The sequence below is a fragment of the Haloarcula sp. HT12 genome (assembly GCF_055271655.1).
In genome coordinates this window covers 537,748-557,721 of record NZ_JBUXKW010000002.1, presented here as the reverse complement: position 1 = coordinate 557,721, position 19,974 = coordinate 537,748, and the positions used below count along the sequence as shown (strand labels likewise).

The following is a 19,974-nucleotide window of genomic DNA, read 5'->3' as shown; positions in this document are numbered from 1 at the left end:
CAAAACCCCGAAGTGGCGAGCTTTCTGCGTAGTGCGGTGTATTTTGGAGAAGTGGCCTTAGCCACACGACTAAGGGGAACCCGGAAGCTTGCGCACCGGGTTTCCCCTGGTCGCGCGGCTGGGTGATGTGACCAGCGGGAACGAACCCAGCCGCGCGACGTGCGATTTTCGGGGAAAGAACACAGTATTGCCGCAAAATCAGTGTGTTGGACAGTGATGCCTCTATGCAGTTGGCATGCTACCCGCCGCGCCACTTGTCAGCTGGCGGGCAACCGGCCGCCCGCCATGCCTCGAAGTCGAATCCCTTGCGGGCCTTCTCGGCCGCCCGCGTTTCTCGCAGGTAATCGCCGGAGCGGTATGCCGTCTCGAAGACTTTCGAGAGGTCACGGAACCGCTCACGGCCGGTCTCTACGGTCTCCACGACGACGTGGACACCGTAGGTGTTCTCCTCGACGCACTCGGTGTACGCCGTCTGGATTTCCCGCATGATGGTCTGTGCTTCCTCGAAGTCGGCAGGCGTGTAGCCCACCTTCAGCAGTTTCCGGCAGTCGTCAGCGTCGGTTTCCGTGATTGCATACTCACGGCGGATTCGCGCCCATCGTGACCGGGAGCGTTCTTCGGCCGCGTCGGCCAGTTCCATCGTGGCGCTCCCGATCTCCTGCTCGAACCGCTCGCCCGCTGCGCGAACTCGCTTCAGTAGCTCCTGCTGGACCTTCTTCGAGGACAGTTCCATCTCGCCGTAGGTGTGCTCGATCAGCCCCTCCATCCGGTCGATCACCGTCCGAATTGTCCGGTACGTGTAGCCGGTCTTCTCGGCCGCCTTCTGTGGCGAGACCTTCCCACCGTCGGTGAGTAGCAGTTCCGTCACGTCGCGGTCGGCAGTGGTCATTTCTCCCCAGAGCTGCATCACGCGGTGTTCCTGATCGTCTTCGATCTTCGGCAGGGGACACTGGACGAACTTCCGGGCTTCCGTCGTATCCCGGATGTTCCAGAACGGGTCAAAATCGACGAACACACTGCTCTCGGCACTCGTCGCCAGCCCACACCAGTCCAGACAGTTCAAGATCGTCTCTTCGAGTTCACGCCGAGCGTCGTCGAGGTCGTCCCACCGAACGGTCCCCTCGGTTCGGCTGGTCTGGTAGGACACTTCGAATTTCGGATGGTAGGGGGCCTGGTCCGGTTCGTAGTTGTCCGGGTGGTTCGGATAGTAGTGTTTGAGTTCCTTCCCCAGCCCATGCCCACGGACCAGCTGGTCGGCTTTCTCGTCTTCGACCGTGGCCGTGACGTAGTAGCCGGGCAGTTTCGTGTTGTCTTCGACGTGCTTGCGATACCCCGAGCGGTCGCCCTGAATGAGTGTGTGACAGCGCGCTATCGGTCCATCCGGCGCGTACAGCGGCCCGCTGTCTTCGCGGTGTAACCGGACGTAGTAGGCCAGATCGTTGATGTGGCTGTCAGGGTGTGGGTTGTCGAAATATCGCGCGGCAATTCCGTAGTCATCCATCACGCGCTTCACGAGAGACAGATACCGTTCGTGGGGAATGTTGGACGCCTGTACCTGCACGTCGATGTAGGGCTCGCCGTACTGGGGCACCGAGACAGGTTCCCCATCGGCTGTTAGATTCGGCCACCGTGGCCGGATGGTGATCGTTCCGCCCTTCACGCGCTTGTCCCGATCTGCCCGCTTTCCCTCGTAGGTCGGCGAGTCCTTCGAGACAACGTAGAACTGGAACTCACGGACGTTCTGAATCTGGAACTCCGGATTGTCCCAGGCATCCAGCCCGCTCTCGGAGTAGTCGAAACAGGTGGCCCATGTCTCGCCCGCGAGTTCGATATCTCGCGTGGGTTTGCCTTCGGTCTCCCAGCGATCACCCCACTCCTTGATGAGCGAATCCATCGCGTAGTAGGGTTTCAGCCCGTAGTCCGGAACACCGGGATCAGGATGCACGCCAATCGTAAAGCGCACGTCGCCCTCATGAGGGGCGCACTTGAGGTACCGCGACATCCCTACCTCCCGTCCTCTATCTCCGCGACGGCCTGCTCGACTTCGGCCTGACTCTCCGTGAGGGGTCGGCGATTTGTCCAGTCGAACTGAAGGGGTTCGCCCGCTTCTACGTCGTACAGTTTCGAGGCGCGAACGAACCCCATCATGCCGAAGTCACCTCCACTTTCTCGCGGGCTCGACGGAGCAGGTTGCCGACAGTGCCGGGCGAGCGGCCAGTCTGGCGGGCATACTCGCGCGGCCCATACTGGCCCATGCCCACAGCCTGGTACACCTCTCGTTCGGCGTCAGTCAGTGGCGATAGGTCCGGTTCGTAGTCGAACAGCGACGACTGAGGGCTCACCGCCAGTCACCTCCGAAACACTCCGGGTTCCCACAGAGTTTGTAGTGGGGTCGATACGCGGCAATGGGAACCTCCGTGAAGTCCGCGTCACTTCGGTAATCCGCTTCGGGACAGGCGGGTTTTGGCTCATCAGCGTCCGGATCGGGGCGGTGTAGCGTATCGGCGTACTGCGAACGGTTCCGTACGCCCGTTTCAGGCAGCCTCGCGGGCGCTGACGCCTTACTCATCGCTCGCACCTCCGGATCGCAAAATCGCCAGACAGCGGCGACTCCCAACAAGATGCTTGTTGAACTCAGGATTTAGCGGGGGTATCTCCGGACCCCTATTCTGCCGCTCTCCGCCCGCTCGGACACCTATCGCTGCCGATTCGTGTGGGATACGGTTCGGGCAGAAACTGGATGGGCCCTGCCGGATTTGAACCAGCGCTCAATCGGTTATGAGCCGATCGCTTTAACCAGACTAAGCTAAGGGCCCTCAGAGTGGTGTTGATGAGTCCGCATCTTTAGCCTGTCGGGTTGGAGTGGGACGGTTTCGAAGCTGCTGGCGGGCTAGTACGGAAAATTCCAGCCACCGCTTGTGTACTCGATGGTTCAGTGCGTGACTCCCGGCGCTCATCGGTTTACGCGTGAAAGAACGACGCCACCGCCAGGGCTCGAACCTGGGACAACCTGGGTAACAACCAGGTGCTCTACCAACTGAGCTACGGCGGCGCGAACGCATCTATTGATTGCCAGAGTTGGTAATTAGGGCTTTCGTTTCAAGCCGGCATCGACACGCTTTCACGCACTTGTGCGCAAGCGGCGGTATGAGCGATGAGTTCGACGCCGTCGTCGAGGAGATGCGAGCGCGGGCCTCGCCGACCGACGACGAGCGAGCGCAGTTACAGCGGGTCGCCGACGCGGTGATGGCCGACGCCGAGGCGGCCGTCGCCGACCTGCCGGTCGATGCGGAGGTCGTTCAGGTCGGGTCGACGGCCCGTGGAACGTGGACAGCCGGCGACCGGGACGTGGACGTGTTCGTCTGTTTTTCACCGTCACTCGACCGCGACCAGTTAGAGAAGTACGGGCTGACAGTCGGGCACGAAGTCTTGCCCGATGGACGTGAAGAATACGCCGAGCACCCCTACGTCGTCGGCGAGCGCGAGGGGTACGCCGTGGATCTGGTGCCCTGTTATGCGGTCGAGAACGCCACGGAAATCCAGTCCGCGGTCGACCGGACGCCGTTTCACACCAGATATCTGCAGGCGCGACTGGACGACGATAGCGCCGGCGAGGTTCGAGTGGCGAAGCAGTTCCTGAAAGGCATCGGCGTCTACGGGAGCGACCTCCGGACACAGGGGTTCTCGGGCTACTTGACGGAACTGTTGGTGCTCGAGTACGGTGGGTTCCGGGCATTCGTCGAGACAGTAGCGGACTGGCACCCGCCGGTTCGGCTGGACCCTGAGGACCACGGGACCGAGACGTTCGACGACCCGCTGGTCGTCATCGACCCAACCGATCCGGAGCGCAACGTCGCGGCGGTGCTGTCCGCCACGAACGTCGCCACGCTCCAGCACTACGCCCGGGACCTGCTCGCCGAACCCCGGGCGTCGCTGTTCACCGAGCGCGAGCCGGACCCGTTCACAGCGGAGGATATCGAAGCCGCAGTGTCACGGCGGGAAACGACGCCGGTGGCGCTCCGCTTCGCCGCTCCGGACGTGGTCGACGACCAGCTCTGGCCGCAACTTCGGAAGTCCCTCGATGGACTCTGCAGCGAGTTCGACCGACGGGGGTTCGAAGTACTGCGGTCGGCCGCGTTCGTCGAGGACGGCAGCGGCGACGACGAGAGCCGTGCTGTCGAAGGCGTGACGGCCAGCGGCGACGGTGACCCGCCAGCACAGCGGGACGCCGTCCTGCTGCTCGAATTTGCCGTCGCCGAGCGGCCGGCCGTCGAGCGCCACGAGGGGCCGCCAGTCCACGTCCGCGAACACGCGAGCGGGTTCTTCGAGAAGTACGACGACGACCCCGAGGTGGCCGGTCCCTTCATCGACGGCGACCGGTACGTGGTTGAGCGACCGCGGGCGGTCACCACGGCTACTGGGTTCCTGTCGAGTGACGCTGTCTTCGACGTGGGACTCGGGCCGCGAATCGAGTCGGCACTGAACGACGGCTACGAGGTACTGGTCGGAACAGAGCTTGCGGCGCTTGCTGACGGCTTCGGCATCGATCTGGCCGACTACTTCGATCCGAAGCCCTGAGCGGCGAGTTCATCGAGGACCTCGCGGGCGTCGTCGCTGACGTCGTCATCGGGTTCCATGGGCTGGTAGCCGTCGAACACCTCGTGGACGGTCGTGATCGAATCAGCGAGCGTGTCCAGTCCGTAGCCGCCTTCGAGAATGATCCCCAGCGCGGCGTCACAGGCGTCTGTGAGCGAGCGCATACGGTCAGTCATCGCACCGTACCCTTCCGTCGAGACGCGCATCCGCGAGATAGGGTCGTGTTCGTGCGCGTCGAAGCCGGCGCTGATGAGCAGCAGGTCGGGGTCGTAGTCCTTGATCGCCGGCGCGATGCACTCGTCGATGGCGGCGAGGTAGTCGGCGGTGTCGGCACCGGGTTTGTACTTGACGTTGAGGTTCGTACCGTCGGCGTCACCCGTGCCGGTCTCCGAGATGTCGCCCGTTCCGGGGTAGAGCCCGTCCTCGTGTATCGAGGCGTAGAACACATCTGAGCGGTCATAGAAGATGTCCTGTGTGCCGTTCCCGTGATGGACGTCCCAGTCGAAGACGGCGACGCGCTCGGCGTCGGCCTCGAGGGCCGCCTGTGCGGCGACGGCTGCGTTGTTGATGAAACAAAAGCCCATGGCATCGTCGCCCACGGCGTGATGGCCGGGCGGACGGCCGAGTGAGAACGGCGTATCTCGGCCGGAGTTGCCGTCAAGCGCGGCTTCCGCCGCCCAGACAGCGAGGCCGGCCGAGGCGAAGGCGGCGTCCCACGTCTCCGCAACTGCGACGGTGTCAGCGTCCCAGTTCCCGCCGCCGTCGTCACAGAACTCGCGGAACTCCGCGATGTAGTCGGTGTCGTGGACCTCGTGCACGAGGTCGATGTCGGCGTCGTCAGCGGCGACGTACTCGACGCTATGGTGCTCTTTGAGCGCTCGCCGTATCGCTCGAAGTCTGTCGGGACTCTCCGGATGTCGCGGCCCGGTGTCGTGGTCCAGACAGACCTCGCGGTAGCCGAAGTTCATTCAATAGTACTGTGCGAGTTCGAAGTACGTTTCCACGTCAGCTGCCTTGATCGTCCGGCGGTCAGCGTGACGCGCCAACGTGGCGGCGGCGGCGGCCGTATCGTCGGCGTACGTTTCGAGGATAGATGCGAGAGCGACGCGGGCATCCATTGCGACGCGGTAGTCGTCGTCGATGTCGAGCCGTGCGATACGGTCGACCGGTGCGACAGGGAGTTCGAGCCCGTCCTTCTCCGGGACCTGCTCGATGCCGAAGTCGGCCGGCATCAGCGTCTTCCGCCCGTCCGTGGTGGCCTCCGTGGCTGCCGTGACGGCCAGCGAGGCGCCGTGGTCCTGTATTCGACGAGCCAGTTCCTCCGCAGCGTCGGCACTCACCCGGAGTCCGTCCGCGTTCCGCCGAATGACAGCATCCACCGGTGCGAACGGTAGCTCGACACTCATACCCAAACCGGGGAGTGTTGCGGTCTTAAGAGTTTCCGTAGCGTCGCTCGGCGATTCAGAACACGTCCTCAGCGTGGAGCCGGTCCTCGCGGAGTTCGCCACGGACCGTGATCTCCTGTCCTAACTGGACGCGCTCGCCGGTTTCGACGCTCATGGTCTGCTCGCCGTCATCAAGCACCACGGGGTCGCCGGTCTGGACGACGGTGCCGGTGAACTCTACTTGCTGGCCGGCGCTCTGTGCGCCACCGTCCGACGAAGTGTCGCCGGTACTGGCGCTGACGGCGGCTGTCCCGTCCCCGCCGGTGTCCGCTTCCGTACCGTCCCCACCGTCGCCGAAGGAGGATAGGCCGGCGTGTTCGGCATCAGTCGTCTCGGCGCTGGCCCCCCCGCCTGCGCCACCAGTCGCCAGATCAGCGCCGTCATCGAGCACGACAATCGTTGAGTTCCAGCTTGCCGAGGCCTCCTTGTCGTCCTGCCAGCCGTCCTGTATTTCGACGTCGGCCGCGAGGACCTCGTCACCTGGCGCGATGTCCTTGTCGGCCTTGTCGCCCCACAGCGCCACGCGGATATCCCCCGTTGCATCCTGAATGCGAACGTTCCGGACCTGGCCCTCGCTGCCGTCGTCGCGGTCGAACGTCCGTTTCGGGTCAGCCGAGCGGACGACGCCGGCGATATCGACCGTCGCTTCGAGTTCGACTTCGGCGATGGGATCGGCGTCGGGCTCGAAGGCCACATCGTCCTCGACTTCGTCGACGGCACCCTGGTCGCCGACGTGAAGCTCGAGCGAGCCGTCCCGCTCCCGGACGTACCCGTCGACGACTTCGACGGCCGCGCCCGCGTCGAGTTCCTCGGCCCGGTCGGCCCGGTCGTCCCACAGCGTCACGCGGATGCGTCCCGTCTCGTCGCCGAGCGTGAGATTCGAGACGCGGCCCTCGCTGCCGTCGTCGCGATCGAAGGTCCGAATCGTGTCGGTGTCGAGGACGAGCCCGCGTAGCGTCACGTCGGACTGGCCCATCGTCAGCGCGTCGATGGAGGAGCCAGCGCCCGGCTCAACGTCAATTGTCGCGTCCTCGTCGGGTTCGGCCTTGTCGACGGACACCTCCAGCCCGTTGTAGCCGTCCTTCGGCCGACCCTTGACCCGGAGCACGTCGCCGACCTCCAGTTGCCCCTCGTCGATGTCGACGGCCTGGCCGTCCCAGAAGGCGAGCCTGACGCTGCCGCTCTCGTCGGCGGCCTCGACGTTGATGACCCGGCCGTCCTCGTCCTCGTCGTCGCGTTCGAAGGTCTTCAGGTCGCCGATGGCCATCACTTTCGCGAGGAACTTCACCTCGTTCATGCCGGGTTCGATATCGGCGATGGCGTTGACCTCGTTCTCGTTGAGTTCGTGGGCCAACAGCATCGCGGCCGTCTCCTCGTCGGCGAGCCCACCCATCTGCTCGACCTTCTCCTCGACGGCCTCGCGGAACTCCGCCTCGGAGACGTCCGTCTCTAAGTCCTCGTAAATGTCCTCTATCGCACCCATCTATCTATGGGACGCTGGGCTGGGGCGCGCTTAAGCGTTGTCGTTGGGCGAGCGAGCGGGCGCTGTCGGTCGATTTCGGTTGTGTCCCGTCCATGATTCGAGGGTTGTCGCGTGATGGATTATAAACCCTCGTCGCGAGCGCTGTCAGTTCGGACTCCCGCACCACCGCGCCGCTCGGAGGGTCCCCCACCACCGCATAGCCGCCAAGGTGGCGGTCAGTGCGTCGCCGTCGCCACATCCACCGGGCCATCGCCGTAGTTGCGGGTAGTCAGTTCCGCTTCCTCCGGTGAGTCGAACGCCCTCTTTCAGCGCGGTATGTCGACCCACCGCGTGACGGCACGCGAACCGTCACCCTTTTTAGATGCACCACCCTCTCTGGAGATGAGTCCGGATAGGGTAGTGGACTATCCTCTTGGCTTGCGGAGCCAGGGACCGGAGTTCAAATCTCCGTCCGGACGTTTCTCTGCAGCACAACACCGCGAGCATCGCGAGCGGTCAGTGCTGCAGGAAACTCCGCGAGGAGATTTGAGCAGACGAGGAACGCGCAGCGAAGCGAGCATTTCTCGGCGAGTTCAAATCGCCGTCCGGACGTTCACTTCGTTCACGACCGGCGAGCTCCACGCTCGCTTTGCTCGCGTGGAACTCCGTCCGGACGTTTCTGCCGACACCAAACCGCGAGCGACGGCGAGCGGTCACTGCGTCACGCCGTTGCGACAGACACCGCACCGTCCGTCGCCTGGCCGAAACGTCGATGTAGTTTTCCGACCTCGAATCCAACCCAGCGTGTGCGCGACCATCTCCGCGCTGGCATCGCAGTGTTCAACGAGGGCCGCTACCACGCCGCCCACGATGCGTGGGAGGAATACTGGCTGGACCTCGATGATGGCGACGACGAGCGGTTCCTGCACGGCCTCATCCAGTTCACGGCGGTCGTCCACCACGCAAGCGAGGGGAACTGGTCGGGCGCGGAAGGCTTGGCCGAGAGCGCGGCGGAGTACCTCGATGGGCTGCCCGATCCCTATCGGGGCGTCGAACTGGGCGAGGTGCGGTCGTTTCTCGGCGCAGTGGCGGCTGCCCCACACCACGCTGCAGAGACAGATCCACCGGCGCTGACCCACAAAGGAGACGCCATCGGTTACGACGATCTCGACTTCGATGCAACGGCAGTCGCCGCCGAAGTACTGGCAGAGGCCGGGCGCTACGACGAGGCCGTCATCGAATCGGCCGTAGAGTACGCCCGCTCGGAACTCGACACCGCCGGCGGCTCGCAGTTCGTCGGCATGCTGTTCTCGTTCGTGCGCGAGCGCGACCAGCGCCCGGTCGTGTATCAGCGGCTCCGTGACCACGTCGAACTGGAACAGCAGAAAGACGACGACGTTCGGGGCCTGTTCGAGTAGTCCAGCGTCGCCGACGTGCCGAGTCACTCGCTTAATCAGTACAACGGTTTTCCAGGAATTTCGCACCGACTATGCCTGCGAAGGCCCAACTGACACGTACCCGAATGAGCGATTCGACCGAACGTCCGAGGCCCGCGGACACAGAGGGAGACGCCGTCCCGAAGAGTGCCGTCCTCGACAGAATCAGGTGCTGTGCCGAGAGCGTGAGCGTGGCCTTCGAGCGGTGGGACGACCCTCACGTGCGGGGGCCGGGCCTGTACGTCGTCGTCGAGCGCGACTCGACTGCTGCGTTTACCGATCCGATAGGATCGAACCGGTGGCCGGTGGAGGACTGTTCGAGTGTGTTCGCCCCTGCTGGTGTGCTGTCCGAGACGGCCCGGTCGGTTGCGGTTACGTGTGACGGCGCAGTGGTCGTCCACAGCGACGGGACAATCCGTCCGGAGATGGTTCGGCTACGGCAGTTGACCGCCGCGGAGGAAGAGACTGCGGACCCGCTCCCATACGCGGACTGGATGGGGACACGGCACATGAGTGCGCTGGAGACCTCCACTCGCGAAGCGGTGTTTGCGGTGGTGACGCTGAGCGAGGAGAACGGGCGGGTAACCGTGTTCAGAGACGGGACCTACGACGACCGACAGCACGGCGCACTCGGCGAGGAGTGGTAGGCCTACGCAGTCCCGCTACGGCTGGTTCGGCGATACCGTCCTCCCAAGGGCGTGTTCGCCGATTTTGTGTGCCGACCCACGTATTTATGTCAATCCTTGGAGAATGAGGACGCATGAAGTCCCGTCTCATCCGCGCGTGGAGTCGTGCCAGACACGCTGCCATCTTCGCTGCCGCTGGTGCCGGAGTCGGCGGACTGTTCAGTAAACGTGCTGCGAGTAGCGGCGCCGCTCTCGGCGCACTCGTCGGAGCCACGATCGGCGAGAAGCGAGCGAGCATCGGTCCCATCTCCGAGAAAGTAACGGACGAAGCGAGTGGTATCGTTTCGGCCGACGAATAGGGTCCTGACTGGTGATAGACGAACGGCGGCTGACAGCCTGGGTGAACCGTACCCGCTTGTCGCTCGAAGCTGCCCCTGTATCGGCGCAAGTGATGAAATCTCAGGGGGCCGGCAACAGACTCAGGCGTCCGGTTCCGCCACCCGCTCCTCACCCTCGAAGTGCGCGGAGTTGTCCATCGGCTCGTAGCCCAGCACGTCCTTGGCGCGCTCGATGGAGTAGTACTTCCGGTCGTTGTCGGAGATGCCGTAGACGATCTCGTACTCGTAGTCGGCTCGGAGCGCGCAGTCGTGGATGTGGGCGCAGTCGCGGTAGGAGAGCCACATCGCCTGGCCGCGCTCGTAGTCGATTGGCGGGTGGCCCCGCGTGAGGTTCCCGATGCGGATGTTACAGACGGAGAGTCCGTACTGGTCGTGGTAGTAGCGGCCCAGCACCTCGCCGGTGGCTTTCGAGACGCCGTAGAGGTTGCCGGGGCGGGGGAGTTCCGTCCCGTCGAGGCGGTACTGGTCGTCCGGGCGGTACATCTCGGGCGTGCGCTCGTCCGTTTCGAAGGAGCCGACGGCGTGGTTCGAGGACGCGAAGACGAACTTCTCGACGCCCTCGTCGACGGCGGCTTCGTACATCTTCTGGGTGCCGTCGATGTTGTTTTCGAGGACGGAGTCCCAGGGGGCCTCCGGCCGGGGGTCGCCGGCCAGGTGGATGACAGCGCCGACGCCGTCCATCGCCGCGGCCACGTCGCCCTCGCTGGATACGTCCCCGACGAGGTACTCGTGGTCGGGCTCCTCGGCGGGTGGGCTGTGGAACATGAGTTTCCACTCGTAGGCGTCCTCGAGGCCTTCGAGGATGGCCGCCCCGACAGCGCCGCCAGCGCCGGTGAGCAGAACCGGGTCGTCCATTCGTATGAGAGGATACGTCGCACGCAATAGGTAGCTTGCGGTTCGCTTTTGTGTCGCCCAACCGGACCGATCGTATGGAACCCACAACCCCACAGGAGGCGTGTTTCGAAGCGGGTATCAAGTTCGGGTCGCTGTACCACCAGTTCGCGGGGACGCCAGTCAGCCCCGACAGCGCCGATTCGCTCGCGGCGGCGATGGAGGAGGCCATCGAGAACCAGCCGTTCTGTGAGGCGGTCACCGTCAGCGTCCGTACGGCGGCACTCGAAGACGCTATCGCCGAGGGAGGTGCGGACTACACGGAACTCACCGGGCGGCTCATCGACGTCGAGATGCGCATCGAGTACGAGGACGTGACGGTCGAGACGAGCATGGCGATGGAGGACGGCTATCCGCTGATGCAGGTCGACGCAGTGCAGGAGTGAATGGCCCGAGGGCAGCCTGAATCCCTGTCACAGCCCCGAAAATTTTACCAGAGGGGGCTGTGAGACTACCGACATGGCCCTCCACGCAGTCGACGATATCGACGACGCGATAGACGCGACGAAGTCGTTCCTGTTTCCGGTCGAGAAGGGGACGTGGCTCCGAATGGCGTTCGTCGTGTTCTTCATCGGTGGCGGTGGCGTCGGACTGAACAACGTCCAGTCGTTCAGCAACTTCGGCGATTTCGGCGGGAGCGGCGGTCCCGGCGGCCCCGGTGGCCCGGGTAGCGACTTCCAGCTGGCCGCGCCACTCGAAAGCGTGGCATCCCTGCCGGGGAGCCTTCCCTTGCAAGTTTCTGAGCCCGGTGTCCCGTCCGGTGCTCCGGACGAACTGCTCGCCGGGGCCGGGCTCCTCGTGTTCGCCGTCATCGGCCTGGTCGTCCTGTTGGCGCTCGCGTACGGCATCCTGAGCAACTTCATGGAGTTCGTGCTGACCCAGGCGCTTATCGACCGCGAGATACACGTCCGGCAGTACTTCAGCGACCACGTCGGGAACGGACTACGGCTGTTCCTGTTCCGGCTTGCCCTCGGGGTCATCTGGCTCGGCATCGCGCTCGTGATCGGTGGGGCCGTGTTCTTCCTGGCGCTCGGCGGCGAGGCCGCAAACGTCGGCACGTCGAGCGTTCTCGCACTGTCGGGACTGCTCATCGCCGTGTTCGCAGTACTCGCGATAAGCTACGGGATCGTCTTCGGTTTCACGACGGTGTTCGTCGTCCCGCTGATGACAGCGGACGATAACGGCGTCCTCGCCGGCTGGTCGCGGCTCTGGAGCTCGATCAAAAGCGAGCCGAAACAGTACCTCGCCTACCTGTTTTTTTCCATCGTCCTCCAGATCGGCGTCGGTATCATCAGCGCGATTCTCGGTATCGTCGCGCTCCTGGTCGTCATGATCCCGTTCGGCCTCGGTGCGGCCGCGCTGTATCTCGCCCTGCAGAACACCATCGGAATCGCCTTGGCCGGGGTTGTCGGGCTGCTGGGGCTGCTGGTCTTGATCGTCGTCAGCGCGCTGATTCAGGTGCCGCTGACGACGTTCCTGCGGTACTACGCGATGCTCGTGCTGGGTGACATCGACGCCGACATGGACCCGATTCCCGAGGTACGCTCGGACATCCGAACCGAGTAGTCACAACGGCTTTTCGGTTTCAAAAATTTCCGACCGGTCGCGTCCTGCGGTTTCACTTTCACTTTCAGGCGGGCTTTTAATCCCTCACCGTACCAACGACTCCGTATGAGTCAGTCAAGCCTGGACGACGACGAACTGTTCGGCGAAGCCGCAAACGAGATGCGCACCGACGTCGAGGAGTCGCTCGCGAAGGCCCGCGACGCGCTTCCCGAGGCCGATTCGGTCTGGGACGTGGAGGCCGACAACACGCTCGGCGTCCTCAACTCGCTGAAGACGGCACTCGATGTGGGAGACGCGGAGGATCACCTCCGCGATGCGAAGAAGTGGTACACGATGGGCGAACGTGCCGACGCATTCGAGGACGCCGACGACCTCGCCGAAGAGATCGAGACCATCGCGGACCTCATCGACGACGTCGACGACGCCCGCGAGCAGGTCGGGGACCTCACGGCGACGATTCCGCAACTGCGCAGCACGCTAGAGGAGTTCGAGGGCGAAGACGGTGCGGACGCTGATGCGGAGGCGGACGCCGACGCGGAAGCCGAAGCCTGAGCACGAGGGATCCACCCACGTCGGACGCCCGCCGCGTTCGCCAGTGCGACCAGCGCGTCGCTCACGTCGTCCAGCGGTATTTGTCCCACAAGCCGATCCGTTCCGTCGTGAAAGGGTGCAGGGACGGCTGGCGGCTGACTGCTGACCGTTGCTGCAGAGACGAAGGGCTGTTCTACCGCAGAAATACGACAGGAGTCCGTCTCAGACGATTGAATCCGGCCGCGTCGAGAAGTAGTGAAACACCGCGCCGAGGCCGATCCCGTAGACGACGTGAGCCACGAGCGTCAGCACCACGTACAGCACCAGCGCCAGTCCGGACTGACCGGTGTAGAAGGCCAACACGAACCCGGTCCACATCGCGGCGCCGAAGAAGGCCCCGCTGATGTGGTCCGACTGACCGGGGAGATACGCCTTCAGCGAGGCAAACAGCAGCGGCCACGGGAACATCCCGCCACCGAGGAAGATGAAGAAGCCAAACAGCACCTCGGGGACGTAGCCGGTCAGACCTACGAGTTCGGTGAGGATGGCGAAGTCGTCGAGGTTGAACGCGCCCAGCGACTGCGCGATGAGGAAGACGACGGTCATCATCGCCGTCCCGACCAAACCGCCGGCCGCGCCGACGACACCATCGGCGAGAATCCCAGCCAGGCTATCGAACTCCTCGACCTCTGTGAGCCCGTCGTCGCTGATGGACGGGTCCTCGACGCCGGGTGGCGTGTCTTCCATGGTGTGTTGTAACATGCCAGTAGATAAAAAAGTTCCCGCACACGTTAGGTCTGAGAACGTTCTATGTCAGATTCCTGTCCATAATGCCTAATACATGGTGGAAAAAATCATGAGGGAAATGGTGGGAGTCGTGATAACACGCACCGCGTTTGTGTTCCCCTTACACGGCGGCGACGTGCGCGCACCGAGCGCGGTGTTCGACCAGATCTTCGAGGTGTTCCTCCTGCTGGGAACGGCCGTCGGGGTTGTCGTCGTGGCCTACACGATGTACCACGCGCTCAAGTACCGCGACGACGGCGGCGGAACGGACCCGTACGCCGACAAGGTCGAGCGGCCGCAGATGGGCGAGATGCCGACCGGCGGTTCGGGCGGTCGGAAGGTGTTCTACTCGTTTAGCATCAGTGCCATCATCGTCGTCTCGCTCATCGCCTGGACGTACTCGCAACTCCTGTACATCGAGGAAGGGCCGGACCCGGCCCAGGAGGAGGCGCTTGAAATCGACGTCGAGGGCTACCGCTTCGGCTGGGACTTCATCTACCCGAACGGGCACACGACCAACACGCTCTACGTGCCACAGGACCGGGTGGTCAGATTACGGGTGACCGCGACGGACGTGTTCCACAACTTCGGCATCCCGGAGTTACGGGTCAAGACCGACGCAGTCCCGGGCCAGTACACGTCGGCCTGGTTCACGGCCAACGAAACCGGGACCTACGCCGCCAAGTGCTACGAGCTGTGTGGCAGCGGCCACTCGCTGATGACGACGGAAGTCGTCGTGATGCCACAGGACGAGTACGAGGAGTGGTACGCGGAAACCGAGGGGACGGGCGAGACGGCCGAAGGCGCCAACGAAACGGCGACCCACGGGAACGAAACCGGCGGCAGTGACCACCGGATCGCACCCGCCACCGGCGGAGGTGTCCCGGCATGAGCCACGACCACGAACACGGCCTGCCGCCCAAGTCGTCGGTCAGCCGGTGGTTCCTCACGACGAACCACAAGGACATCGGCGTGCTGTATCTCATCACCGCGCTGTTTTTCCTGGTTTTCGGTGGCGTCCTCGCGCTCCTGTTCCGTCTCGAACTGATCTCTTCGGGCGCTGACCTGCTTGGATCGATGGGGTACAACCAGGCGGTGTCGACCCACGGACTGTTGATGGTGTTCTGGTTCATCTCGCCGTTTGCCTTCGGCTTCGCGAACTACCTCGTTCCGCTCCAGATCGGCGCGGACGACCTCGCCTTCCCGCGGCTGAACGCCCTGTCGTACTGGCTCTACCTGTTCTCTGGCATCCTGATGGGTGTCTCCTTCTTCCAGGGGACCACCTTTGCGGGCGGGTGGACGATGTACGCCCCGCTGAACACGCCGGCGTACATCCCCGGCGAGGGGTTGGGGGCGACTTCGGTCGTCCTGGCGCTCATCATGTTCACCGCCGCGGTGACGCTGGGGTCGGTGAACTTCCTGACGACGATGTACCGCATGCGTGCCGAAGGGCTCCGGATGCGGGACATCCCCATCTTCTCGCTGTCGATCAACCTCACCGTCTGGATGATGCTGTTTGCCTTCGCGGCCCTGCTTGCGGCGCTGATGATACTCGCCTCCGATCACATCCTCGGGACGACCTACTTCCAGTACTCTATCGACGGCACCACGATGGCAACCGACGCCGACAACCCGGGTGCGTCGCTGTTGTGGGCGCACCTGTTCTGGTTCTTCGGCCATCCGGAGGTGTACATCGTCTTCTTCCCCGCGCTCGGTGTGATGGCCGAGTGCTTCCAGACCTTCACCGGCCGTCGGTTAGTCGGCCGGAAGTGGTTCATCATCTCGATGGTGCTGGTGGCGCTCCAGAGCTTCGTCGTCTGGATGCATCACATGTTCCTGACCGGCATCAACCTCCCAATCAAGACCATCTTCATGGCGACGACCATCGGGATATCACTGCCCTTCGACCTGATGGTGTTCTCGCTCATCTACACGATGGCGAAGGGCCGGGTCCGGTTCACCACGCCGTTCCTGTTCTCGCTCGGCGCGCTCATCCTGTTCATCATCGGCGGCATCACCGGCGTGTTCCTCGGTGCGATCGTGCTCGACTACCAGTTCCGCGGGACCTACTGGGTCGTCGCGCACTTCCACTACGTGATGGTCGCGGGCGCGACGGCGCTGTTCGGCGGCCTCTACTACTGGTATCCCAAGATAACGGGGAAGATGTACAACGAAACGCTGGGGAAGATACAGTTCGGCGTCTACTTCCTCGGGTTCAATCTGCTGTACTTCCCGATGTTCATCGCCTGGGAGACGCCGCGGCGAGTGTTCGTCTACCCCGACGGCCTGCAGATCTGGCACTCGATGGCGACCGCCGGCGGCTTCATCCTCGGAGCGAGCTTCCTCCTCATGTTCTACAACCTCTTCGTGAGCCTCTGGCGCGGCGAGGACGTCGGCCCGAACCCCTGGGAGTACGCCACCTCCGCCGAGTGGGCCGTCTCCTCGCCGCCGCCGCTGGAGAACTTCCCCGGCGTGCCGAGCTACGCCACCGGCAAGCTGGAGTTCCTCGACGAGGAGACGGTCGTCGAACGGACCGAACGCGCGCCCGGAGCCGCAGCACACGGCCACGCGGCGACGGACGGCGGGACGGCAACCGACGGTGGCGCGGTCACACCGAGAGCTGCAGTGACGGCCGCCGCGATGGAGCCGGCCCACGAAACCGCCGGCGAGGAACACGCCAGCCACGCGAGCTTCTGGCCGTTCCTCGTCAGCCTCGGCGGGTTCATCGCCTTCCTCGGGCTCTCGGGCGTGCGAACAGGGAGCGTGTTCTACCTGTCGATGGCGGCCGTCGGCGGGGTGACGACGTTCGGCTCGCTCGTCGGGATGACCCGCGAGCCGTTCCACGCGCCGGAGATGGCTATCGCCGAACGGTGGCCCTTCGACAAGGTCGAGAAGATGAAACTCGGGATGTGGACATTCCTCGCCAGCGACATCGTCCTCTTTGGCGCGTTCATCGGCTCCTACGCATTCGTCCGGGTCGCGTACGGCTGGACGGCCTGGCACCACGACCTCATCCCCGCCGAGCACGTGACGATGCCCGGCCTCATCAACACGTACCTGCTGCTCACGTCGAGTTTCCTCGTCGTGCTGGCGATGGTCGCCGCCGAGCGCGAGAGCAAGCGCGGGACCGTCGCCGCGCTGGTCGGGACGTTCGCGCTCGGCGTCGGCTTCCTCATCAACAAGGGGATCGAGTGGAACCACCTGTTCCACATCAGCACGGAGGCGTTCCCGAACGGCTGGAACCTCTCGACGAACATCGCGTCGTCGACGTTCTACCTGACGACTGGGCTCCACGGGGCCCACGTCATCATCGGGCTCATCATCTGTGCGTACATGACCGTCAGGGCCTGGAACGGGGCCTACCAGGGCGACGACAGGGCCATCGAGTACTTCGGCCTGTACTGGCACTTCGTCGACATCGTTTGGCTGTTCCTGTTCCCCCTCTTCTACATCCTCTAGAACAATGGACTGGAAAGGCTACACCGCGATATACGTCGTGTTGTTCGTGTTCGCAACCGCACAGGCCGTCGTCGAGTTCGCCGGCCTCGTCGACAGCGCATACTGGACCGCCTTCGCACTCATCATGGTGCTGTCGGTCATCAAGGCTGTCGGCGTCGCCGCGTACTACCAGCACCTCCGCTGGGAACCACGCGCCGTCACGTACCTCGTACTGGGCGGGACTGTCGCCGCGCTCGCGCTGACCGGCGCGGCGGCGTACTCGATACTGTGACCAAGCAACCTGAGAGTCAGGCCAGCAACTGGAAGCCGATGGCGATGAGGAAGAGCACGCCGGCGACGGTCGCTGATTCGGCGACGGCCAGCGAACGGGGGTGTCCCCGGCGCGTCGCCGACAGGTAGACGCCAAACAGCAGGTAGCCACAGAGGCCCGCCCCGCCGACGACGGCGACCGCCAGCCCGGCTATCGACTGGGTCTCGACGGGACCGGAGATAGACGCGACGACGCCGATGAGGAGCCCGACGACCAGCACCGCGAACGCGGCGACCCAGACCATTGGCTCGTCAGCGTACGTCTCGAACCGACTCTCAAGGTCGCCCGCCGGGGACTGGGCGCTCGTCGACGCCCCCGGACTGTACTGATACCAGCCGCGCCCGCGGACCATCCATGCGACCACCGCCATCACCAACACGCCCATCAGTGCCGTGCTAGCGAGGTACGCGGTTGCCATGTGATAGCATTACAACACAATGCGTAATAATCGTTTGTGCCCGGCCGACCGGAAAACGGCGTTCTCACCGCTTCAGTCGTCGGCAACTGCTGATCACTGACGGCTCGGACACGGAGTCCTCGCTGATTCAGTCATCAGCATCCGTCCGCGCCCGTCGCTGAATCGCCCGCTCGACGAACTCCTCGGGAAGCTCGTCGATTTCGCCGGCCTGAACCGCCCAGAGGTTGGCGTAGAGGCCGTCCGCAGCGAGCAGGTCGTCGTGGGACCCCCGTTCGACGATGCGGCCGTCCTCGACGACCAGAATCGTGTCGGCGTCTTTCACCGTCGAGAGGCGGTGGGCGATGGCGAACGTGGTCCGATCGGCAGTCAGGTCGTCGAGCGAGCGCTGGATGAGCATCTCCGTCTCCGTATCCACATCGCTGGTCGCCTCGTCGAGAATCAGGATGTCCGGGTCTTTCAGAATCGCCCGGGCGATGGCGATGCGCTGGCGCTGACCGCCCGAGAGCTTGACGCCGCGTTCGCCGACCATCGTGTCGTAGCCGTCGGGGAGGTTGCGGACGAACTGGTCGGCCTCGGCAGCCCTCGCAGCAGCGACGATCTCCTCGTCGGTGGCGTCGAACGTCCCGTAGGCGATGTTCTCGCGGACGGTGCCGTAGAAGAGGAACGTCTCCTGGCTGACGTAGCCGATGGCGCGGCGGATGCTCTGAATCTGGACGTCCCGGACGTTCTGGCCGTCGATGCGGACCGCGCCGGCGTCCACGTCGTACATCCGGAGCAGGAGCTTCAGGACGGTTGATTTCCCCGCGCCGGTCGGGCCGACGAGAGCGACCGTCTCACCGCCGTCGGCCTGGAAGGAGATATCTGAGAGCACCGGGTCGTCGTCGCTGTCGTAGCTGAAGGACACGTCCTCGTACTCGACTCGCCCTTCGGTCACGGCAAGCGGCGGCGCGTCCTCGGCCTCTTCGAGGCGACCGGGCGTGTCCATCAGCCCGAACACGCGCTCGGCGGAGGCGTAGGCCCGCTGGTACATGTTGATGATCTGCCCGAACTGCGCCATCGGCCAGACGAAGCGCTGGGTGTAGATGATGAAGGCGACGAACTGCCCGGGCGAGAGACTCGCCGTCAGCGGCCCCGGCGGCTGGCCGACGACCATGAGGCCGCCGACGACAAACGTCGCGACGAACCCCAGCCCGGACACCAGCCTGAGCCCGGGGAAGAAGGTGATGCGCGTCTCGATAGCATCCCAGTTAGCGTCGAGGTAGTCCTCCGAGGTGTCTTCGACCCGGTCGGCCTCGTACGGTTCGGTGTTTGCCGTCTTGATTATCTGGATGCCGCTGAGATTGTTTTCGAGCCTGGAGTTGAGTTTCCCGACGGTCGACCGCACGTCGGCGTATTTTGGCTGAATCGTTTCGATGAACCGCTTGGTGAACACGGCGATGATCGGCACTGGAAGGAGGGCCACGAGTGCCAACTGCCAGTTCATGTAGAACAGGTACGCAGCGATGCCGACGACCATGATAATCATCCGCGAGGCGGAGTTCAGGCCGTCGTTCAGGAACTTCTCCAGCCGGTTCACGTCGTTCGACAGAACGGACATCATTTCCCCGGTCTGCTTGTCGGCGAAGAAGTCCATGTTCAGCCGCTGCATCGTCTCGTAGGTGTCCGTCCGCAGGGCGTGCTGGACGTGCTGGGCGAACTTGTTCCAGCCCCAGTTGCGACTCCAGTGGAAGACGGCTCCGAGGCCAAAGGACGCGGCGATAATGCCTGCCGTGAGCCACAACTGTGCCCCTTGCTCGCTGGGAAGGAGGCCGTCGGGCACCAGAAAGAGACTGTAGGCGGTTTGCTGCTGAATGACGGCGTCGATAGCTAGCGCCAGGAGGAGCGGCGGCAGCAGGTCCAGCATCCGGGCCACGATAGAACTGAACAGGCCGACGACGAACGCAATCCACTGGCCCCGACCGTAGCCGGTGAACAGTCGGAGCATCGGCCGGTCGACGCGTTCCCTGGCGTCCTCGAACACGTCGTCGTCCGAACCCGCGTCGAAATCCAT

20 protein-coding genes and 3 tRNA genes are annotated in these 19,974 nt (G+C 64.1%); 11 read left to right on the top strand and 12 right to left on the bottom strand.

From position 1 onward, the window contains the following. Positions 1-238 precede the first annotated feature (238 nt). The 5 genes from ACY9XZ_RS08065 to ACY9XZ_RS08045 all read right to left on the bottom strand — a co-directional run bounded on the left by ACY9XZ_RS08065 (position 239) and on the right by ACY9XZ_RS08045 (position 3,052). Entirely contained in the window at positions 239-2,002 is a 1,764-nt protein-coding gene (locus ACY9XZ_RS08065; RefSeq protein ID WP_463456518.1) for a DUF7845 domain-containing protein, read from the bottom strand. 2 nt (positions 2,003-2,004) lie between these two features. After that, positions 2,005-2,148, bottom strand: a complete 144-nt coding sequence (locus ACY9XZ_RS08060) for a hypothetical protein (protein WP_463456517.1) — start codon at positions 2,146-2,148, stop codon at positions 2,005-2,007. Beyond that, positions 2,145-2,342, bottom strand: a complete 198-nt coding sequence (locus ACY9XZ_RS08055; RefSeq protein WP_463456516.1) for a helix-turn-helix transcriptional regulator — start codon at positions 2,340-2,342, stop codon at positions 2,145-2,147. Before ACY9XZ_RS08055 ends, ACY9XZ_RS08060 begins: the two co-directional genes overlap by 4 nt. A gap of 399 nt (positions 2,343-2,741) precedes the next feature. Beyond that, positions 2,742-2,816, bottom strand: a tRNA-Ile gene (locus ACY9XZ_RS08050). A gap of 163 nt (positions 2,817-2,979) precedes the next feature. Beyond that, positions 2,980-3,052: transfer RNA gene (locus ACY9XZ_RS08045), tRNA-Asn, on the bottom strand. A 95-nt stretch (positions 3,053-3,147) separates the two neighbouring features. Between ACY9XZ_RS08045 and cca the strand changes: the two genes are divergently transcribed. Further along, positions 3,148-4,578, top strand: coding sequence for a CCA tRNA nucleotidyltransferase (gene cca / locus ACY9XZ_RS08040; protein ID WP_463456515.1), 1,431 nt, complete (start codon positions 3,148-3,150; stop codon positions 4,576-4,578). Here cca and ACY9XZ_RS08035 read toward each other — a convergent pair. Genes ACY9XZ_RS08035 through ACY9XZ_RS08025 form a run of 3 tightly spaced genes read right to left on the bottom strand, consistent with a single transcriptional unit; the run spans position 4,557 to position 7,524 of the window. After that, complete coding sequence (locus tag ACY9XZ_RS08035) at positions 4,557-5,564, bottom strand: histone deacetylase family protein (RefSeq protein ID WP_463456514.1); 1,008 nt, start codon at positions 5,562-5,564, stop codon at positions 4,557-4,559. The two genes, cca and ACY9XZ_RS08035, sit on opposite strands and share 22 nt — an antisense overlap. Then, a complete protein-coding gene (locus tag ACY9XZ_RS08030; protein ID WP_463456513.1) occupies positions 5,565-6,002 on the bottom strand; it encodes a histone in 438 nt (145 codons plus the stop codon). 55 nt (positions 6,003-6,057) lie between these two features. Next, entirely contained in the window at positions 6,058-7,524 is a 1,467-nt protein-coding gene (locus tag ACY9XZ_RS08025; RefSeq protein WP_463456512.1) for a single-stranded DNA binding protein, read from the bottom strand. A 385-nt stretch (positions 7,525-7,909) separates the two neighbouring features. On the opposite strand from ACY9XZ_RS08025, the gene ACY9XZ_RS08020 reads away from it, so the two are divergent. From ACY9XZ_RS08020 to ACY9XZ_RS08005, 4 genes are all read left to right on the top strand, one after another. Continuing rightward, positions 7,910-7,982: transfer RNA gene (locus tag ACY9XZ_RS08020), tRNA-Arg, on the top strand. 327 nt (positions 7,983-8,309) lie between these two features. Further along, entirely contained in the window at positions 8,310-8,921 is a 612-nt protein-coding gene (locus ACY9XZ_RS08015) for a DUF309 domain-containing protein (RefSeq protein WP_463456511.1), read from the top strand. 104 nt (positions 8,922-9,025) lie between these two features. Then, positions 9,026-9,586, top strand: a complete 561-nt coding sequence (locus ACY9XZ_RS08010; RefSeq protein ID WP_463456510.1) for a diadenylate cyclase — start codon at positions 9,026-9,028, stop codon at positions 9,584-9,586. Positions 9,587-9,699: 113 nt separating this feature from the next. Beyond that, positions 9,700-9,924 carry a hypothetical protein gene (locus ACY9XZ_RS08005; protein ID WP_463456509.1) on the top strand — a complete coding sequence of 75 codons (225 nt, stop codon included), beginning with the start codon at positions 9,700-9,702 and terminating at the stop codon, positions 9,922-9,924. A 120-nt stretch (positions 9,925-10,044) separates the two neighbouring features. Here ACY9XZ_RS08005 and azf read toward each other — a convergent pair whose 3' ends face one another. Next, entirely contained in the window at positions 10,045-10,818 is a 774-nt protein-coding gene (azf, locus tag ACY9XZ_RS08000) for an NAD-dependent glucose-6-phosphate dehydrogenase Azf (RefSeq protein ID WP_463456508.1), read from the bottom strand. A gap of 74 nt (positions 10,819-10,892) precedes the next feature. On the opposite strand from azf, the gene ACY9XZ_RS07995 reads away from it, so the two are divergent. The 3 genes from ACY9XZ_RS07995 to ACY9XZ_RS07985 all read left to right on the top strand — a co-directional run bounded on the left by ACY9XZ_RS07995 (position 10,893) and on the right by ACY9XZ_RS07985 (position 12,972). Then, a complete protein-coding gene (locus ACY9XZ_RS07995; protein ID WP_463456507.1) occupies positions 10,893-11,240 on the top strand; it encodes a dihydroneopterin aldolase family protein in 348 nt (115 codons plus the stop codon). Between the two features lie 73 nt (positions 11,241-11,313). Further along, positions 11,314-12,420 carry a DUF7544 domain-containing protein gene (locus ACY9XZ_RS07990; RefSeq protein WP_463456506.1) on the top strand — a complete coding sequence of 369 codons (1,107 nt, stop codon included), beginning with the start codon at positions 11,314-11,316 and terminating at the stop codon, positions 12,418-12,420. A 105-nt stretch (positions 12,421-12,525) separates the two neighbouring features. Beyond that, on the top strand, positions 12,526-12,972 hold the full coding sequence (locus ACY9XZ_RS07985) for a DUF5790 family protein (protein WP_463456505.1): 447 nt from the start codon (positions 12,526-12,528) through the stop codon (positions 12,970-12,972). A gap of 201 nt (positions 12,973-13,173) precedes the next feature. On the opposite strand, the gene ACY9XZ_RS07980 is transcribed toward ACY9XZ_RS07985, so the two are convergent. Then, the gene (locus tag ACY9XZ_RS07980) at positions 13,174-13,698 is read right to left on the bottom strand and encodes a DUF6789 family protein (protein ID WP_463456504.1); all 525 of its coding nucleotides are present in this window, start codon (positions 13,696-13,698) and stop codon (positions 13,174-13,176) included. A gap of 109 nt (positions 13,699-13,807) precedes the next feature. Between ACY9XZ_RS07980 and coxB the strand changes: the two genes are divergently transcribed. The 3 genes from coxB to ACY9XZ_RS07965 are packed head-to-tail and all read left to right on the top strand — an operon-like array spanning position 13,808 to position 17,467. Further along, positions 13,808-14,629, top strand: a complete 822-nt coding sequence (gene coxB, locus ACY9XZ_RS07975) for a cytochrome c oxidase subunit II (protein ID WP_463456503.1) — start codon at positions 13,808-13,810, stop codon at positions 14,627-14,629. Then, positions 14,626-17,196 (top strand): cbb3-type cytochrome c oxidase subunit I, encoded by a 2,571-nt coding sequence (locus tag ACY9XZ_RS07970; RefSeq protein ID WP_463456502.1) that lies wholly within the window; start codon positions 14,626-14,628, stop codon positions 17,194-17,196. Before coxB ends, ACY9XZ_RS07970 begins: the two co-directional genes overlap by 4 nt. A gap of 4 nt (positions 17,197-17,200) precedes the next feature. Then, positions 17,201-17,467, top strand: coding sequence for a cytochrome C oxidase subunit IV family protein (locus tag ACY9XZ_RS07965; protein WP_463456501.1), 267 nt, complete (start codon positions 17,201-17,203; stop codon positions 17,465-17,467). A 16-nt stretch (positions 17,468-17,483) separates the two neighbouring features. Here the strand turns inward: ACY9XZ_RS07965 and ACY9XZ_RS07960 are convergent, their stop codons facing one another. Continuing rightward, complete coding sequence (locus ACY9XZ_RS07960) at positions 17,484-17,924, bottom strand: hypothetical protein (protein ID WP_463456500.1); 441 nt, start codon at positions 17,922-17,924, stop codon at positions 17,484-17,486. Between the two features lie 127 nt (positions 17,925-18,051). Then, positions 18,052-19,974, bottom strand: a complete 1,923-nt coding sequence (locus ACY9XZ_RS07955; RefSeq protein WP_463456499.1) for an ABC transporter ATP-binding protein — start codon at positions 19,972-19,974, stop codon at positions 18,052-18,054.

Coding starts and splice junctions, on each gene's coding strand:
- ACY9XZ_RS08035 (WP_463456514.1), bottom strand. CDS start 5,564: ATGAACTTCGGCTACCGCGAGGTCTGTCTGGACCACGACACCGGGCCG.
- ACY9XZ_RS08030 (WP_463456513.1), bottom strand. CDS start 6,002: ATGAGTGTCGAGCTACCGTTCGCACCGGTGGATGCTGTCATTCGGCGG.
- ACY9XZ_RS07980 (WP_463456504.1), bottom strand. CDS start 13,698: ATGGAAGACACGCCACCCGGCGTCGAGGACCCGTCCATCAGCGACGAC.
- ACY9XZ_RS07985 (WP_463456505.1), top strand. CDS start 12,526: ATGAGTCAGTCAAGCCTGGACGACGACGAACTGTTCGGCGAAGCCGCA.
- ACY9XZ_RS08025 (WP_463456512.1), bottom strand. CDS start 7,524: ATGGGTGCGATAGAGGACATTTACGAGGACTTAGAGACGGACGTCTCC.
- ACY9XZ_RS07990 (WP_463456506.1), top strand. CDS start 11,314: ATGGCCCTCCACGCAGTCGACGATATCGACGACGCGATAGACGCGACG.
- ACY9XZ_RS08010 (WP_463456510.1), top strand. CDS start 9,026: ATGAGCGATTCGACCGAACGTCCGAGGCCCGCGGACACAGAGGGAGAC.
- ACY9XZ_RS07960 (WP_463456500.1), bottom strand. CDS start 17,924: ATGGCAACCGCGTACCTCGCTAGCACGGCACTGATGGGCGTGTTGGTG.
- azf (WP_463456508.1), bottom strand. CDS start 10,818: ATGGACGACCCGGTTCTGCTCACCGGCGCTGGCGGCGCTGTCGGGGCG.
- cca (WP_463456515.1), top strand. CDS start 3,148: ATGAGCGATGAGTTCGACGCCGTCGTCGAGGAGATGCGAGCGCGGGCC.
- ACY9XZ_RS07970 (WP_463456502.1), top strand. CDS start 14,626: ATGAGCCACGACCACGAACACGGCCTGCCGCCCAAGTCGTCGGTCAGC.
- ACY9XZ_RS07955 (WP_463456499.1), bottom strand. CDS start 19,974: ATGGATTTCGACGCGGGTTCGGACGACGACGTGTTCGAGGACGCCAGG.
- ACY9XZ_RS07965 (WP_463456501.1), top strand. CDS start 17,201: ATGGACTGGAAAGGCTACACCGCGATATACGTCGTGTTGTTCGTGTTC.
- coxB (WP_463456503.1), top strand. CDS start 13,808: ATGAGGGAAATGGTGGGAGTCGTGATAACACGCACCGCGTTTGTGTTC.
- ACY9XZ_RS08065 (WP_463456518.1), bottom strand. CDS start 2,002: ATGTCGCGGTACCTCAAGTGCGCCCCTCATGAGGGCGACGTGCGCTTT.
- ACY9XZ_RS08005 (WP_463456509.1), top strand. CDS start 9,700: ATGAAGTCCCGTCTCATCCGCGCGTGGAGTCGTGCCAGACACGCTGCC.
- ACY9XZ_RS08060 (WP_463456517.1), bottom strand. CDS start 2,148: ATGATGGGGTTCGTTCGCGCCTCGAAACTGTACGACGTAGAAGCGGGC.
- ACY9XZ_RS07995 (WP_463456507.1), top strand. CDS start 10,893: ATGGAACCCACAACCCCACAGGAGGCGTGTTTCGAAGCGGGTATCAAG.